The 14676-nt window shown below is 38.4% G+C and carries 15 protein-coding genes and 1 riboswitch; of the genes, 11 read left to right on the forward strand and 4 right to left on the reverse strand.

Annotated elements, in window-relative coordinates; all coding sequences use genetic code 11:
* Positions 1 to 92 precede the first annotated feature (92 nt).
* On the reverse strand, positions 93 to 995 hold the full coding sequence (locus tag QUF78_RS11830; RefSeq protein WP_289324796.1) for a LysR family transcriptional regulator: 903 nt from the start codon (positions 993 to 995) through the stop codon (positions 93 to 95).
* Positions 996 to 1119: 124 nt separating this feature from the next.
* Here QUF78_RS11830 and hutG point away from each other — a divergent pair, with 124 nt between their 5' ends.
* From hutG to QUF78_RS11850, 4 genes are all read left to right on the forward strand, one after another.
* Positions 1120 to 2076: a formimidoylglutamase gene (gene hutG, locus QUF78_RS11835; RefSeq protein WP_289324797.1), complete on the forward strand. Its 957-nt coding sequence runs from the start codon at positions 1120 to 1122 to the stop codon at positions 2074 to 2076.
* A gap of 294 nt (positions 2077 to 2370) precedes the next feature.
* Complete coding sequence (locus QUF78_RS11840) at positions 2371 to 2526, forward strand: hypothetical protein (protein WP_155727292.1); 156 nt, start codon at positions 2371 to 2373, stop codon at positions 2524 to 2526.
* Between the two features lie 60 nt (positions 2527 to 2586).
* On the forward strand, positions 2587 to 3258 hold the full coding sequence (locus QUF78_RS11845) for an SOS response-associated peptidase (protein ID WP_289324798.1): 672 nt from the start codon (positions 2587 to 2589) through the stop codon (positions 3256 to 3258).
* 338 nt (positions 3259 to 3596) lie between these two features.
* Positions 3597 to 3705: riboswitch (SAM riboswitch) on the forward strand.
* 173 nt (positions 3706 to 3878) lie between these two features.
* Positions 3879 to 5195, forward strand: coding sequence for a Na+/H+ antiporter NhaC family protein (locus QUF78_RS11850; protein ID WP_289324799.1), 1317 nt, complete (start codon positions 3879 to 3881; stop codon positions 5193 to 5195).
* Positions 5196 to 5395: 200 nt separating this feature from the next.
* Here the strand turns inward: QUF78_RS11850 and QUF78_RS11855 are convergent, their stop codons facing one another.
* Positions 5396 to 5938, reverse strand: coding sequence for a chromate transporter (locus QUF78_RS11855; protein WP_289324800.1), 543 nt, complete (start codon positions 5936 to 5938; stop codon positions 5396 to 5398).
* 87 nt (positions 5939 to 6025) lie between these two features.
* On the reverse strand, positions 6026 to 6655 hold the full coding sequence (locus QUF78_RS11860) for a chromate transporter (protein ID WP_289324801.1): 630 nt from the start codon (positions 6653 to 6655) through the stop codon (positions 6026 to 6028).
* Between the two features lie 244 nt (positions 6656 to 6899).
* Here QUF78_RS11860 and QUF78_RS11865 point away from each other — a divergent pair, with 244 nt between their 5' ends.
* The 4 genes from QUF78_RS11865 (at position 6900) to QUF78_RS11880 (ending at position 10760) form a co-directional block, all read left to right on the forward strand.
* Complete coding sequence (locus QUF78_RS11865) at positions 6900 to 7778, forward strand: LysR family transcriptional regulator (protein ID WP_289324802.1); 879 nt, start codon at positions 6900 to 6902, stop codon at positions 7776 to 7778.
* Between the two features lie 125 nt (positions 7779 to 7903).
* Positions 7904 to 8029 (forward strand): hypothetical protein, encoded by a 126-nt coding sequence (locus QUF78_RS11870; protein WP_289324803.1) that lies wholly within the window; start codon positions 7904 to 7906, stop codon positions 8027 to 8029.
* Between the two features lie 739 nt (positions 8030 to 8768).
* Complete coding sequence (locus QUF78_RS11875) at positions 8769 to 10289, forward strand: alkyl/aryl-sulfatase (RefSeq protein WP_289324804.1); 1521 nt, start codon at positions 8769 to 8771, stop codon at positions 10287 to 10289.
* A gap of 21 nt (positions 10290 to 10310) precedes the next feature.
* Positions 10311 to 10760 carry an alkyl sulfatase C-terminal domain-containing protein gene (locus QUF78_RS11880; RefSeq protein WP_289324805.1) on the forward strand — a complete coding sequence of 150 codons (450 nt, stop codon included), beginning with the start codon at positions 10311 to 10313 and terminating at the stop codon, positions 10758 to 10760.
* Here the strand turns inward: QUF78_RS11880 and QUF78_RS11885 are convergent.
* Positions 10730 to 10900: a hypothetical protein gene (locus QUF78_RS11885; RefSeq protein WP_289324806.1), complete on the reverse strand. Its 171-nt coding sequence runs from the start codon at positions 10898 to 10900 to the stop codon at positions 10730 to 10732. The genes QUF78_RS11880 and QUF78_RS11885 overlap by 31 nt on opposite strands.
* A gap of 156 nt (positions 10901 to 11056) precedes the next feature.
* Here QUF78_RS11885 and QUF78_RS11890 point away from each other — a divergent pair, with 156 nt between their 5' ends.
* The 3 genes from QUF78_RS11890 to QUF78_RS11900 all read left to right on the forward strand — a co-directional run bounded on the left by QUF78_RS11890 (position 11057) and on the right by QUF78_RS11900 (position 14670).
* On the forward strand, positions 11057 to 12295 hold the full coding sequence (locus QUF78_RS11890) for an MFS transporter (RefSeq protein ID WP_289324807.1): 1239 nt from the start codon (positions 11057 to 11059) through the stop codon (positions 12293 to 12295).
* 124 nt (positions 12296 to 12419) lie between these two features.
* Positions 12420 to 13325, forward strand: coding sequence for a LysR family transcriptional regulator (locus QUF78_RS11895; RefSeq protein ID WP_289316662.1), 906 nt, complete (start codon positions 12420 to 12422; stop codon positions 13323 to 13325).
* Positions 13326 to 13494: 169 nt separating this feature from the next.
* A complete protein-coding gene (locus tag QUF78_RS11900) occupies positions 13495 to 14670 on the forward strand; it encodes an acyl-CoA dehydrogenase family protein (RefSeq protein WP_289324808.1) in 1176 nt (391 codons plus the stop codon).
* Positions 14671 to 14676 lie beyond the last annotated feature (6 nt).

Raw genomic sequence — 14676 nt, forward strand, 5'->3', positions numbered from 1 at the left:
GCTCATTGGCAGGAAGTATAAAGTATTTTCTTTGTATAAAGTGAATCACAATGAGCAATGGTGTCTTTTCCTTTAAAGTAGAGAATCAGCATTTAGGCATCGTTCCTAACATCCCACTTAAAAAAGCTATGTATTTCCTCTACCAACTTACATACTGCAGGAGACAGATATCGATCTTTCAAATAGGCCAGGTAAACAGTCCTTTCCAATGAATTCGAATCTATTGCACGAATTGCAGTATTGCGTGTTGCAGCGGATTTTATATAGCTTTCCGGTAAAATTGTAACCCCAAGTCCTTCTTCCACCAAACTGCAAGCTGCTTCAAGCCTTTCTATTTCGTATAAGATATTGGGAATTGCATTTTCATCCTTAAATGCTTTTAAGATATCATCTCTTGTTTGAAATCCAGTTGTACTGATGATCAATTCTTTCTTTGCAAGGTCTTGGAAAGTGATGGACTCTTTTTTGTTTAATTCATCATCTTTATGGATCAAAAGCATGAATTTTTCATTATATAGGGGGGTGGACACGATTTCCTCGTTGTTAATGGGCTGGTTCGTGATGGTGAAATGAACATTATACCGATTTAACGAATCGATAACTTTCTCTTCCCCTAATATTTCCCTGACTTTTATATGAATATTAGGATAATTGACTTTAAAGTTCCTGATTAACTTCGGGAACCAAAATTTGAATGATTCAATGGAACCTATTGATACTGTTCCACTTCCAACATCCTTCATTTCCTCAAGTTCCACTTGCATATTATTGAATTTTCTTAACAGGTCAATAGATCTCGTATAAAAAATCTCCCCTGCTTCCGTAAGCTCTAGCCCCCTTGTATTACGTTCCAAAAGCTGCAAACTAACTTCTTTTTCCAATTTCATGATGGCATTGCTTAAGGAAGGTTGAGATATATGTAGTATTTTAGCAGCTTGGGAGTAATTCTTTTCTTGGACAATGGTAGTGAAATAACGAAGTTGGCGCAAATCCATATATTCTCCTTTCTATAGCTTTAAACTATAGATATATTAAAATTTAGTATTGGTAATTATATATTATCTCATTTATAATTTTTAAAAAAGATATTTCGGAATTTTTAAAATAAAGGAGAAAATTATGTATATTAAACCGAATTTGGATTATTGGAATGGAAGGGTTGATTCCCATACTGACATGGACAGCTTCAGATACCACCAACGAGTACGTTTGGCACCGATTTCGGAATTACCCATCTCTTCCGAAGCATCCAGAACCTTTGGAATGATTGGCTTCAAATGTGATGAAGGAGTCAAAAGGAATAAAGGCAGGATTGGTGCTGCAGAGGGTCCTGATCACATTAGGAAGTCCTTGGCAAAATTACCATGTCATTTATCTTCCCAAACCGAGCTGTTGGATGCTGGAAATGTAACGTGTGAAGGTCCAGAGATGGAGGCTGCCCAAACTCAACTGGGATCAGCTGTTGCCAAAATATTGGAGAGTAAAGCGATTCCTATCATACTTGGCGGAGGACATGAAACCTTTTATGGCCATTATCTTGGGATTAGAAAATACATTGGACCAAAGGCTAGGTTAGGAATCATTAATATTGATGCTCACTTTGATATGAGGCCTTATGAAAAAGAAAGTTCATCAGGAACGATGTTTAAGCAGATTTTGGACGAGGATCAAAGTTGTGGATATTTATGTGTCGGAATTCAGAAACAGGGAAATACGAAGGCCCTGTTTGAAACTGCTGAGAGGAATAAGGTCGATTACATATTGGAAGAAGATTTGTCATTGAACGAAATGGATGAAACCAAGCAGCGGATTAATGAATTCGTTAAGAAAAATGACTTCATTATTCTTACATTATGTACGGACGTTATTGATTCAGCCTACGCACCTGGGGTAAGTGCACCCTCTCCGTTTGGACTTAATCCGAAATTGGTCCGTGCGATTATTAGGCATGTCGTATCAAATGAAAAGATCCTCTCCTTTGATATCTCGGAAGTGAATCCTTCGTTGGACGAAAATAATAAAACGGTTACTTTGGCAGCACATTTAATAAATGAGGTTTTGCTGAATTTTAAATAATATATGGACATGGATTATGGGTAACTCCCACGCAATAACAAGAGGTATTCCTCATCGACCTTTTTGCTATCCCGATTATCATCATCAGTAAAAATTTGTTGAAGTGAAAAACCTTTTGACCAGACTGTCTGTGATCATTCATGGACAGTCTTTTTTATGTATATGTAAATAGCGGTGAACTCCTATATAGACTCATCATTAGTGGATTAACTACGACTCTACTAAAGGTCAAAAATGATTATTGTGGGTTTTTGGTTTATAATAACAACCATCTAGCCTAATGAGGGGGATCCTATGAATGAATATAATGTAACGGTCAGGAATGGCAGTACCTTAATTTTGTCAGAAATCATTAAAGCTGAAGATGAGAGAGAAGTCCTGGGCACACTTTTGATTTCCAGCGAATTATTTAATCAACCATTTACCGACATCAGGATTTTAGAACGCTGATTTGTACCTACCCGTCCCATTTGTTACACTGTAATAAATCTTAAAACGGTAGGCGATATTATGTGCGGACGTTTCACGCTTTTCACGGACATTGAAGAAATAAAAGAACGGTTTAATATTCAAGGACCTTTTGATGAAGAATACCAATTCAGCTACAATATTGCACCTTCCCACTCCGTGCTATCCGTCACTAATGACGGGGCAAGGAATCGACTTGGATATCTTCGGTGGGGACTCATTCCTTTCTGGGCAAAAGATGAAAAACTGGGCTACAAAATGATCAATGCCAGAGCGGAAACCATTGCTGAGAAGGCAAGCTTCAAGAATGCGTATAAGAAGAAACGATGCTTGATAATCGCTGATTCATTTTATGAGTGGAAGAAGGAACCCGGGCGAAAAATACCCATGCGAATAAAGCTTAAAAATCATGCGGCATTTGGAATGGCCGGTCTCTGGGAATCCTGGAAATCTCCAGAAGGAATCAACATCTATTCGTGCTCAGTTATCACAACAGTTCCTAATGAGCTAATGACCAGCATTCATGACCGCATGCCTGTCATCCTTAAACCTGAAGATGAAAAAGATTGGTTGAATCCATCCATTAATGATCCTGCCTTTCTGCAGCAGTATTTAAAACCATTCGATTCTGAACAAATGGAAGCATTTGAGGTATCGACTGATGTGAATTCAACTAAAAATAATTCACCAAACCTAATACAACAAATTTGCTAAGAGGTCCTTAGACCTCTTTTTATTTTAGTTCCGTCCCGACAAATGACATTATTCGAAATTTTTTATCCAAATATCACAATTAACCCAAAAACCTTATTTACTGTACATGTAAAAGTCCCTTTATAATATTAAGGTCCACACTTGAAATACTTTTAAACTAAACCTTGCGAAAATACATAAAATGCTGTACTCTTATATTTGCTTTTCAAAAAGGGCTTTCGATGTCACTTTCCGAGAGTGGACAGAGGTAAACTTGGAGCGGTTATAGCAAGTTACCAGCCTGCTTCTTTTCTCTTGGACACCGGTGCATTTGATAATATCATTATATAATTTAAATCTTCTTATCAAGAGAGACGGAGGGACTGGCCCGAAGATGTCTCGGCAGCAGACTTTAATAGGAGTGCTGTGCCAAATCCAGCAGGCTGATTTTTGCCTGAAAGATAAGGAGAGCGTTTTTTATAAATTAAAAGACCTCTTCTTGTTGTGTTTAATGGAAGAGGTCTTTTTTATGCTGAAAGTATTTTTAGCTATAGCTTCCATGAAGGTGTTATTTACGAAAAATGTTAGAAGAATAAGTGCTGTGACACATGTCATGGGAAAAATAAAAAGAGGTGTTCATCATGAGTGCAAACAATAAAGGGAATCCGTGGGCATTGATCCCATTTGTCGTTTTTTTAATTTTATTTATAGGGTCCGGAATCATTACTAAAGATTTTTATTCTTTTCCGGTGATTGTAGCGATTTCAATTGCATCGGCAGCAGCATTGGCAATGAATCGGAAAGAGACACTCAATCATAAGGTTGATATCTTCTGTAAAGGTGCCGGGGACGCCAATATTATGTTAATGGTTATCATTTTCCTTTTGGCAGGCGCTTTTGCCGAAGTTGCAAATGGCATGGGGGCAGTTGAATCTACGGTGAATCTTGCCTTAGCGGTTTTTCCGCAAAATCTATTAATGGTAGGGATTTTCATCATCGCTTGCTTTATCTCTCTATCCATGGGGACGAGCATGGGAACGATTGTAGCACTAGCACCTATTGGGGTGGGAATTAGTGAGCAAACCGATATTTCGCTTGCCTTTTCAATGGCGGCCGTTATAGGTGGTGCGATGTTTGGGGATAACCTTTCCTTCATTTCAGATACGACAATCGCTGCAGTTCGTACGCAGGGAACGAAAATGAAGGATAAGTTCAAAGTGAATTTTTTCATTGTTTTACCTGCGGCCATCATCACATGTGTCATCCTTGGAATTTTAACAATGGGTGAACAAGCAGACATCGCTCAACATTCTTATAATTGGGTGAAGATCCTTCCATATCTTTGTGTATTGATCACTGCATTGGCAGGTGTCAATGTGTTCCTGGTCCTATCCATCGGAATCGTATTTGCCGGAATTATCGGCTTGGCGGATGGAAGTTATCAACCGTTGGGTGTCATTCAAAAAATCGGAGAAGGGATGGCGGGAATGTATGAAATCTCTTTCCTGGCCATTTTAATCGCAGGCATGGTAGCTGTAATCAAGCATAATGGCGGTATCGATTATCTTCTCCACCTCGTGACCAGAAACAGCAAAACTAAAAAAGGGGCTGAATTCAGCATTGCCGGGCTTGTTGGTTTGACGAACCTTTCCACGGCAAATAACACGATATCAATTATCATTGCCGGGCCACTTGCCAAAAATATTGCTGAAAAGTATGGGATTGATCTGCGTAAATCGGCGAGCTTGCTTGATGTTTTTGCATGCTGCATTCAGGGGTTAATTCCATATGGGGCACAACTGCTTGTTGCTGCTGGGGTAGCACATATTTCTCCGATAAGCATCTTGCCGTATTCATATTACCCAATACTAATTGGCCTTTGTGGAGTCATAGCCATCTTGATTGGTTATCCGCGATTTCAGCCGGTAGATAATGAAACGAAGAAACGTACTTCTTAATAATGAGAATAAGCATGAAAATAAACCTTGAATCATTAGATTCAGGGTTTTACTTTGTAAGGTGTATGGAAACATTGGTGAAAAATAATTAAAAAGAGCGATGTCACCCTCGCTCTTCCATCAGTTTAAGTGTTATCAATGTTTAAGAATTCCGATTCATATTGATTAACCCAACGCATAATGGTTGTGTGAGCTAGTCGTTATGAATAGAGGACAACACCAACTAAACCAGAAAGAATAATGACATAGGCTGGGTGCCAGCGTAATTTCAATAGGGCAAATAACGATAATCCAAAAACGAGTAATAAGCTTATCGTATGCCAAGAAAAGTTCAGGGCTATCAAATGATTGGAAAGTGCAAAGCTGATAGCTGCAAAGAGGATTAAACTAGTGACAACGGGTCTTAATCCATAAAACATCGATTGAATAACTGGATAATGATTCAATTTGCTGAAGAAGGTGGCTATAACGGTTACGAGTATAATGGCTGGAAGCAAGATTCCGAGAACGGATGATATGGCTCCTGCTAATCCAGCAGTCGAATAGCCTACGAGAATGGCACTATTGGTGGTGATAGGCCCGGGAGACATGCCGGAAATAGCGATTACATCGGTAAATTGTTGCGTCGTCATCCACCCATGCTGTAAGACTTCCGATTCTATTACCGGAATCATGGCGTATCCGCCTCCAAACGATACAAAGCCGATAATAAAGAAGGTGCTAAACAACTCCCACAATTCCATTATTATACATCACACACTTTCTTGAAAATTAGTTAGACCGTTTATTCCTATAACCTTCAGAAAAATAACTGTGATCTTTCATGGAACCTATATGCCAGCACCCATGAAGTATTCGAAATCGTTTTCTTCTATTTTCTTTTCTTTTCGGTCCATCTTGACATCGAAACCTAATTTCCTCTTAATAGAGATGGTCACAATACCTGTTATAGCCCCTGCTAATATAACCAAAACAGGGTGAACGAAGAAAAGGACTGGGATTCCAACTATCAAAATACAGAAAGTTGATTTGTCAACAATAGCGGTTTTTCCTATCTTGATAGCCGCATAAGCGATGATGGCCACTATCGAAGCTCTAATCGATATGAATGCGGATTCTATCTTCGGATTATCGTGAATGAAAAAATACAAAATGCCGAGGATTAGAACAATTAAACATGTAGGTAATGAAACACCGATCATGGCTGCCATTGCGCCCTTCATTCCGGCAATTCGATGGCCGATAAAGGTGGCGGAGTTAATGGCGACAGCTCCCGGTACGGATTGAGATAAAGCAAAAACATCCGTAACTTCTTCGTTTGTCAGCCATTTTCTTTTCTCCACTACTTCTTTTTCGATTAAGGGGATCATCGCAAACCCGCCTCCGAATGTCACAGGTGCCATTTTAAAAAAGGTCCAAAATAATTGGAACAGTGTTTTCCATTGTCCTTTCATTGACATCCTCACTTCCTTTGCTGCTCTGTTTAATTCTTATCATTAACATATCAAAGAAAAAGGACTAGGTAAATTGCAACAAAATCATCGGGTATAACAAAACGTTATACCCAGAAGCTTTATCCGTTTTATATAGAATTTCATTAATGCCCACCTAATCAGGGGAAATAGCGTTGTTTTCTTATTTCACCATTTAGCTATATGATGCTATCATTTTATTAAACCATTAAAAGACAAGGAGGTCGGTTTCTTGAAAATAGAAAATCTAAGAATGTTTTGTTTAGTGGTGGATGAAGGAAGTATAAGCCAGGCAGCGAGGTTAAGCTTCTTATCTCAACCCGCGGCAACAAGACAGATTCATCAATTGGAAAATTTTTATAACACTTTGTTATTCGACCGTGAGGAAGGGAGGCTAAGAGTGACGGAAGCAGGAAAGTTGTTATACCCTTTTGCAAAAGCTATTGTAAATGACTTTAACCATTCAAAAGTAGTGATTCAGCAATCAACGGGCGAGTACAATGCTAACCTCATAGTAGGTGCATCCTTGACAATCGGCGAGTATTTGTTGCCGAGCTTGCTTGGGAAATTCAAAAAACAACAGCCTGAAATAAAAGTGACATTAACGATAAAAAATACCCCCCGGGTTCTGGAGGATTTATCAAACGATGTCATTGATTTGGCCTTGGTGGAAGGACTTGTGGAAAACACCGATTTTATTGTAGACAAGTTCGCCGAAGACGAATTGATATTGGTTTGTCCATTTGACCACCCATGGAAAGACAGAAAAGAAATCCAGCTAGAGGAATTGGGAAATGAAAGGATGATATGGCGTGAATCCATATCAGGGACACGACTTATCGTAGAAAACACGTTAAGGGAGCATGGGGTTTTAGAAAAAATAGAAAGCTACATGGAGATTGGTAGTACTCAAGCGATAAAAAGTGCGGTTGAGGCTGGACTTGGGATCAGCATTTTGCCAAGGTTGACAGTTGCCAGGGAATTGGAACAAGGTTTTTTGCGGGAAGTGGGTATTTCCAGAATAGATATAACAAGAAATCTGTGGCTGGTCAGGAAAAACAAGCGTTTTAATAAAATAGGGGTGTCTAATTTTGTGGATTTTCTTCGATAGTGAATGAATTACGTCACCTCTCATCGTTTGGTTATATTTAAAGTGAAATTTTTGGCAGGTGACAAAGTGTTCAAATGATTTTTGAAAATAGTTTATTGGCAGCGTTTTCATGGTTTTGGTTAATGATGTGGCTGGGACTATGGATGCCAGGTTACGTTAATAGAATCGCAGAGATGAAATTGGGATATAGCGTATTGATAGCAGGCATGGTCTTGGCTTCCACCACGATTTTCATGCCCCTACCTGGATAACCATCGCTCAAAGCATGGCAAAAGGCTGTGCCTATACTTTTTAATGACTAGCCTTCAGGTTTTAATGTAGTTACTTCCTGGCCGATCAGGATTAATGACGAGCCAAAGCGCTTCGTTTATGAATATAGCAGGGAGGCCTTTTATCACTGGTGCTTGACAATCGCATATGAAAACGTATCACTTGGTTTTATGTATTCCTGCTTTTTTGCCGCGGGCTTTCTTCTAATTTTTAGAATTGAGTTCTCAATCTTCGTTAAACCAGCTTAAAGGTTCGAATTAGTAGATGCAAAAGCAAAGACTTCTACAATATAAAAAGTTAGAGGTGTTTACATTGGATAAAGGTTCTTCTCAATAGAGAGGGGCATTTTTGCATTTGGATATACAGCCTACGCACCTTTATATGAAATGTATAACAAAATGGGGCATTACATATTTTCTATAGAAAAAACTATCTCATATGTCTTTATGTTCAAAATATACCGGAAATAAAGTATGCATGTATGCTTTTTAGCTTCCGAGCCATAGCTAAAAAACGAATTGTATTAATGGATACAAGTGGATTTTATATAAATAAAATTGAAGTTACTATGAAAAATAGTAAATTTACTTAATGACAAATCAATTATAAAATAAAGTTACATTATTCTAAATATTTAAAAAATAGAAAGACTACCGTTTCAATATAAAGAAGAAATTACAACTTTGATATCTAATAACTCAAATGGGAAAGGGGTATGGAATGTCCAATAAATCTTTTATTAAAGGAATTGTTTCCGTTCCATTTGTTTTTGTTTTACTAGTAGGACATTCTGTTACAAATGCTGCGCCCGATATGCCAATGCCGGCAACACATTCAACAATTTCAGCAAATAAGGCTGTTTATAAACAGTTGGATTTTACAGATAAGGAAGATTTCGAAAATGCACATAAGGGATTTATTGCACCTTTAAATATGAATCCAATTAAAAATTCAAAAGGTAACGTAGTATGGGATAGCAATCGATATTCATTCATCAAAGAAGATCAGCCGGCAAGTTATACTGTAAACCCTAGCTTGTGGAGACAGGCTCAATTACAAAATATAACGGGCTTATTTAAAGTTGTAGATGGAGTTTATCAAGTTCGGGGACAGGATCTATCAGTGCTTACCATAGTTGAAGGAAGAACAGGATTAATCGTTTTGGATACACTTTCTACAATTGAAACAGCCAATGCAGCCATGGAACTGTATTTTGAACATCGACCCAAAAAACCAGTAACTGCAATAGTTATTAGTCATAGTCACGCGGATCACTTTGGTGGTATAAAAGGCATTGCTCAATACGCTGAAAATCCAGCAAAGGTGCCCATTATTGTCCCAGAAGGATTTAACGAAGAAGCGCTAAGTGAGAACATTCTTTTAGGTAATATAATGTCTCGGCGTGCAGGGTATATGTTCGGAAATCTTTTACCTGCAAATGAAAAAGGATTTGTAACTTCTGGTATTGGCCCGGGATTAAGTAACGGAACTTTTAGCTATTTACCTCCAACGATTGAAGTAAAGGATGATATTCAAACGGTGGAAATAGACGGAATAACATTTAAATTTTTATTGACGCCGGATTCAGAAGCTCCATCTGAGATGCATTACTATATCAATGATTACAAAACTTTAGTGGTAGCCGAAAACACCGGACACACGTTACATAATATTTATACATTAAGGGGAGCTAAAACCAGAGATACCTTAAAATGGGTAAAGGCACTTGATGAAACAGTAGATCTGTTTGGAAATGAAGATATAGATGCTATGGTTACCGCCCATACATGGCCTATATGGGGGAAAGACCGTGTTCTGGAACAGTTGGAAAGTCAACGTGATTTGTACAAATATATTCATGACCAAACCATACGATTAGCTAATTTAGGTCTCACACCAGATGAAATCGCGGAAAAGTTAAAGCTTCCTGAAATGTTGGATAAAGTCTGGGCCAATCGGGGGTATTACGGAACATTGAAACACAACGTAAAAGCGGTGTACAACTTTTATTTAGGATATTTCAACGGTAATCCATCCGACTTGGATCCATTACCACAAGAGGAATCGGGAGCTAAATATATAGAATATATGGGTGGGGAAAAGAAGGTCATCAAGCGGGCAAAACTTGATTATAAAAAAGGGGAATATCGCTGGGTTGCTCAAGTCTTAAAGCATGTAGTCATGGCCAATCCCAAAAATACAGAAGCAAAAAATTTACTGGCTAAAGCTTATGAGCAATAAGGATACTCAGCTGAATCTTCTGTGTGGCGTAATTTCTATCTTACCGGCGCAGATGAGTTAAGGAATGGAGTGGCAAACTCGAAGGGAAGTGGCGGAATGATGAATCTCGATACGCTGCTCAATATGCCAATGGATGATTTCCTGAAATTCTTATCCATTAAATTAAACGGAACAAAAGCGGAAAATAAAAATATGACATTCAATATGACATTTACAGATTCGAAAACTAATTACATGATTGATCTGGATAATACTGTGTTAAATTTCAAAAAAGGGAAAATGGCGTCCGCTCCTGATGCAACATTAACATTAGATAGAATAACCTTCTATCAGATTGCTCTAGGACGTGAAGATTTATCCAAAATGGCGGCGGCCGGGAAAGTTTCCATTTCTGGTAATAACGAAAAATTCGAAGATTTCTTGTCTTTGCTGGATCAATTTCAACCAAAGATTAATATCGTTACTCCGTGATAATCAATCGCTTTATATTTTGTAAGCAGGATGGATCGGTGACCAATATCTGTACCCACGAGTCTAATATATAGTCTCGTGGGTTTGAATGTATCATTTATCCTGTAGGCATCCATTTTCGTTTTAATAAATTCATTCATTGTTTTTTAATGAATGAAACGCTCCTAAAAGTCACAGAACAATAATCAATAACCATAAAAAGAAAAATTTCAAGTCTTGTAATTTGAAAGGGATTGTAAGCGCTTCCTTCAAGGGGGGGGAGTTTTGTGAAAATATAAAAGATGGAGTGATGGGGAATGCAGCTGTATGCAAGTAAGAAACGAAAATTAATGATTAGCGGCCTTTTATTTGTTGGAATGATTTTAAGCTTTTTTGATCGTGTTGCCATAAATGTCGGTATTATTCCAATTGCAGATGAGTTTCATCTCAATACGTCCCAGACAGGTTTTTTAATCAGTATATTTTTTGTTAGTTACTCTCTCATGCAACCGCTTGGTGGATGGATGACCGATAAGTACGGAGCCAGAGTCATGGTTACTGTTTCTTTATTCAGTTGGTCTTTGTTCACGGTAATGTCGGGGTTTGCTTGGTCATTTATGTCTTTATTATTCATCCGTTTTCTGTTCGGGTTAGGTGAAGGGCCTTTCTATCCTGCCAGTATGTCCACTATAAGAGATAACTTCCCGGAAGAAGAACGGGGCCGGGCAAATTCGTTTTTCCTATCTGCCCAGAATATTGGCGGGATATTAGGTACTGCACTTGCCGCTTCCATGGTGGTGGCTTTCGGTTGGCGGGGCTTGTTTACCATTGCCGGAATTCTAGGGATATTAATTTCTTTCGGAATTTGGTTCATTCTAAAGCCTCAAGAAACTCAAGCGGTTAAAAAAGATAAACCGAAACAAAAAAAGGTAGCTCTGAAACTTTTATTTAAAATTGAAAACATTTGGAAACTCATAACTTTCAAGTTTATATCAAATATTATCAACTATGGTCTGATCACTTGGATGCCTATATATTTGGTTAAGGAAAAAGGGGTTGATTTAATAGCAGCCGGGGGTTTATTGGCAATCCCTTATATTTTTGGTTTCTTGATGTTTAATGTAAGCGGTTGGCTTCTGGATAAGCATATGGCTAACCGGGAGAAGTATCTTGCTGCTGCAGGTGCTTTATTATCGGCAATTTTTCTCTTTTTAATGTCTAACGCCACGTCTATAGCACTTATCATCACTTATCTCACTCTCAACTCCGTAGCGCTGTCCTTCTTTGGAACCGTTCTATACACGATCATCATAAAATACTCACCAAAGGAACTTACGGGCTCTGCATCGGGACTCGTAACTTTTGCCGGTCAAATTGCAGGTGCGGTTTCTCCTTTAGCCCTCGGTTTGATTATCAGTTTGTTTAATGACTCCTATAATGCAGCTTTCCTGTTTTTGGTGATAACGGCGCTATTGGGAACGGTTGTTGCCGTATCTATTAAAAATAATCGGGCACAGCCAGCTAAAGAATACGAAAAAACAACTACCATAGTTTAAAACTAGGAATGGAGTCCTGCTTTGGTGCAGACATTGTGATGGGTTCTGATTCTCCTTCTCTATAATTGAAAGGGCTTACTGTTAGAGGTATTATATTTGTAATAGGATAGAAGGAGAATGAACCATGAATATTGAACAATTGGAATATATCATTAAGGTAGCCGAGGTTAACTCGATTTCCACGGCTTCAGAAAGCCTTCATATCTCTCAATCTGGAATCAGCATGGCCATTACGAGTTTGGAGAAGGAATTAGGTATAAAAATCTTCAAGAGGTCACGATTAGGAACCATACCTACAGAAGATGGAAAGGAAATCATCCAGAAAGCTCTTGAAGTATTAAGCAAATTGGAAGAAATAAGAGACAGTGCCCAAATACATTCAGATACGATGGAAAAAGAGTTACGCCTATCATCTACACAAGGTTTATTTCTTACGGTTTTACCTAAATCATTAGCGTTATTTAAGAAGAAGTATCCCGAGGTGAAAATTATGATTGAAGAGAAAGGGGGACAAGAGATAACCGAAGATATACTGAATGATAAGATAGACATCGGACTATTAAATATCCCAAGGGTTAAACCGAAAGAAAATGAGTTGGAATTTCAGCCCCTAATGGAAGCAAAAGTGATTGTGTCGGTCAGTAAGAATTCCCCTCTAGTGAACCGGAAAAGCATAACCCCACAAGAGCTGCTGGACCAAGATTTAGTCGTCTACAATGGACCAAGAATGAAGACATTTATTAAAGAATTTTTTACTCTATACGGTGAGATGAATATTTTGTTTTTCACAAATAATACAGAGATTATCAAAAAAACGGTCGCTGAAGGATTAGCCATTTCCTTTTCGTATGATATTGGAATTAACAGCGATCCCTATTTCCTAAGCGGGGAACTTGTGGCTATTCCTTTGGTGGAGCTAGAAAATAATTCAATGGAATTCGGTTACGTTCGCTCTAAGAAGCAACATTTTTCAAAAGCTGCAAGAGAGTTTATTAAATGTCTCGAATTCTACACTACTCTTAAATATTAGTTTCCTATGGTGATTGGGAAACTAATATTTTTTTGCATTTACATCAATATTTCTTATGTTTGTATCATATTTCTTTAATTTACTTAAATATAATTTACATTTAAAATTAATTTTATAACATTTTGAATATTAAATTAAATGCGAAATCTAAAGGTGAAAGGGGAAAACTATGGTAACTATGAAGGAAGAGAAATTAGAGGTACTTCAAACAAAGTTACAGGATTTTATTCAAAATGAATTGCTTCCCTACGAACAGGAGCATGAATTAAACGCTGAAGAGGATATCCCGATGGAAGCCATACAATGGGTAAGAAAACGCTCCAGGGAATTGGGCTTTTACGGGATTAACCTCCCTGAAAAATATGGGGGACAAGATGTTAGCTTAAAAGGGCTATGCATGTTTAAGGAAGAATTGGCCCGTTCCGGAGCGGTTTTATGGGGGCAGGTTATAGGGGAGGTTGGCGGGCCGCTAAGAATTGGTCAGATGTTGGAAAGTTTTACACAGGAGCAAATAGAAAAATATGTGATGCCGGTGGTGAGGGGAGAAGCTAGCTGCTGCTTTGCCCTTACAGAACCAAATGCTGGATCAGATGCTTTTGCTATCGAAACAACAGCCGTTAAAGACGGGAATGATTATATATTAAATGGTAAAAAACATTTTATCAGTGCGGCCCCCTATGCTGATTTCGCCATTGTCATAGCGAAAGAAACTCAGAAAGGAGAAAAAGAAGATAGAATCACTGCTTTCCTGGTAGATAAAAAAACACCCCATCATTCGGGGTTTGAACTAGGAGACATTCAAGTCCCACTATCAGGAGAACGCATACATGCTGAATTGAATTTCAATCAATGTCGAGTTCCTGCCGCCAATATAATCGGAGAAAGAGGAAAAGGGTTACTGCTCGGATTGAAAAGAATAAACACAAATCGCGCTTCCCATGCGGCCGGCTTCATCGGGATGGCTCAACACCTTCTCAATTTATCTATTGAACATGCTAAAAAGCGAGTCCAATTCGGCCGGCCTATCGGTGACTTCCAGGCAATTCAGCATATGCTCGCAGAAATGGCGACGGAAATCTACGCGGCAAAGTGCATGGTCTATGATGTGGTTGAAAAAATCGATCAAGGACAAGAGGATCGGGCCGGCACCTCCATGGCTAAACTGTTTGCTTCAGAAGTAAATAGCCGTGTGGCCGATAAGGCTATCCAAATCTTTGGCTCTAAAGGCTTGGTAAAAGGGCATCCAGTAGAAAAGATGTACAGGAGTGCACGAATGTATCGGATATTAAGCGGAACCTCAGAAATTCAAAAAAATACAATTGCCAAAGCATTATTAAAAGGGTAAAACCCT

The organism is Peribacillus sp. ACCC06369, assembly GCF_030348945.1.
Taxonomy (GTDB): Bacteria; Bacillota; Bacilli; order Bacillales; family DSM-1321; genus Peribacillus.

Excerpts from the sequence above, each read along its gene's own strand:
- QUF78_RS11850 (WP_289324799.1), top strand. The coding sequence starts at position 3,879 with ATGAGTGCAAACAATAAAGGGAATCCGTGGGCATTGATCCCATTTGTC.
- QUF78_RS11840 (WP_155727292.1), top strand. The coding sequence starts at position 2,371 with ATGAATGAATATAATGTAACGGTCAGGAATGGCAGTACCTTAATTTTG.
- QUF78_RS11875 (WP_289324804.1), top strand. The coding sequence starts at position 8,769 with ATGTCCAATAAATCTTTTATTAAAGGAATTGTTTCCGTTCCATTTGTT.
- QUF78_RS11900 (WP_289324808.1), top strand. The coding sequence starts at position 13,495 with ATGGTAACTATGAAGGAAGAGAAATTAGAGGTACTTCAAACAAAGTTA.
- QUF78_RS11870 (WP_289324803.1), top strand. The coding sequence starts at position 7,904 with ATGTGGCTGGGACTATGGATGCCAGGTTACGTTAATAGAATCGCAGAG.
- QUF78_RS11885 (WP_289324806.1), bottom strand. The coding sequence starts at position 10,900 with ATGAATGAATTTATTAAAACGAAAATGGATGCCTACAGGATAAATGAT.
- QUF78_RS11860 (WP_289324801.1), bottom strand. The coding sequence starts at position 6,655 with ATGTCAATGAAAGGACAATGGAAAACACTGTTCCAATTATTTTGGACC.
- QUF78_RS11830 (WP_289324796.1), bottom strand. The coding sequence starts at position 995 with ATGGATTTGCGCCAACTTCGTTATTTCACTACCATTGTCCAAGAAAAG.
- hutG (WP_289324797.1), top strand. The coding sequence starts at position 1,120 with ATGTATATTAAACCGAATTTGGATTATTGGAATGGAAGGGTTGATTCC.
- QUF78_RS11895 (WP_289316662.1), top strand. The coding sequence starts at position 12,420 with ATGAATATTGAACAATTGGAATATATCATTAAGGTAGCCGAGGTTAAC.
- QUF78_RS11890 (WP_289324807.1), top strand. The coding sequence starts at position 11,057 with ATGCAGCTGTATGCAAGTAAGAAACGAAAATTAATGATTAGCGGCCTT.
- QUF78_RS11845 (WP_289324798.1), top strand. The coding sequence starts at position 2,587 with ATGTGCGGACGTTTCACGCTTTTCACGGACATTGAAGAAATAAAAGAA.
- QUF78_RS11855 (WP_289324800.1), bottom strand. The coding sequence starts at position 5,938 with ATGGAATTGTGGGAGTTGTTTAGCACCTTCTTTATTATCGGCTTTGTA.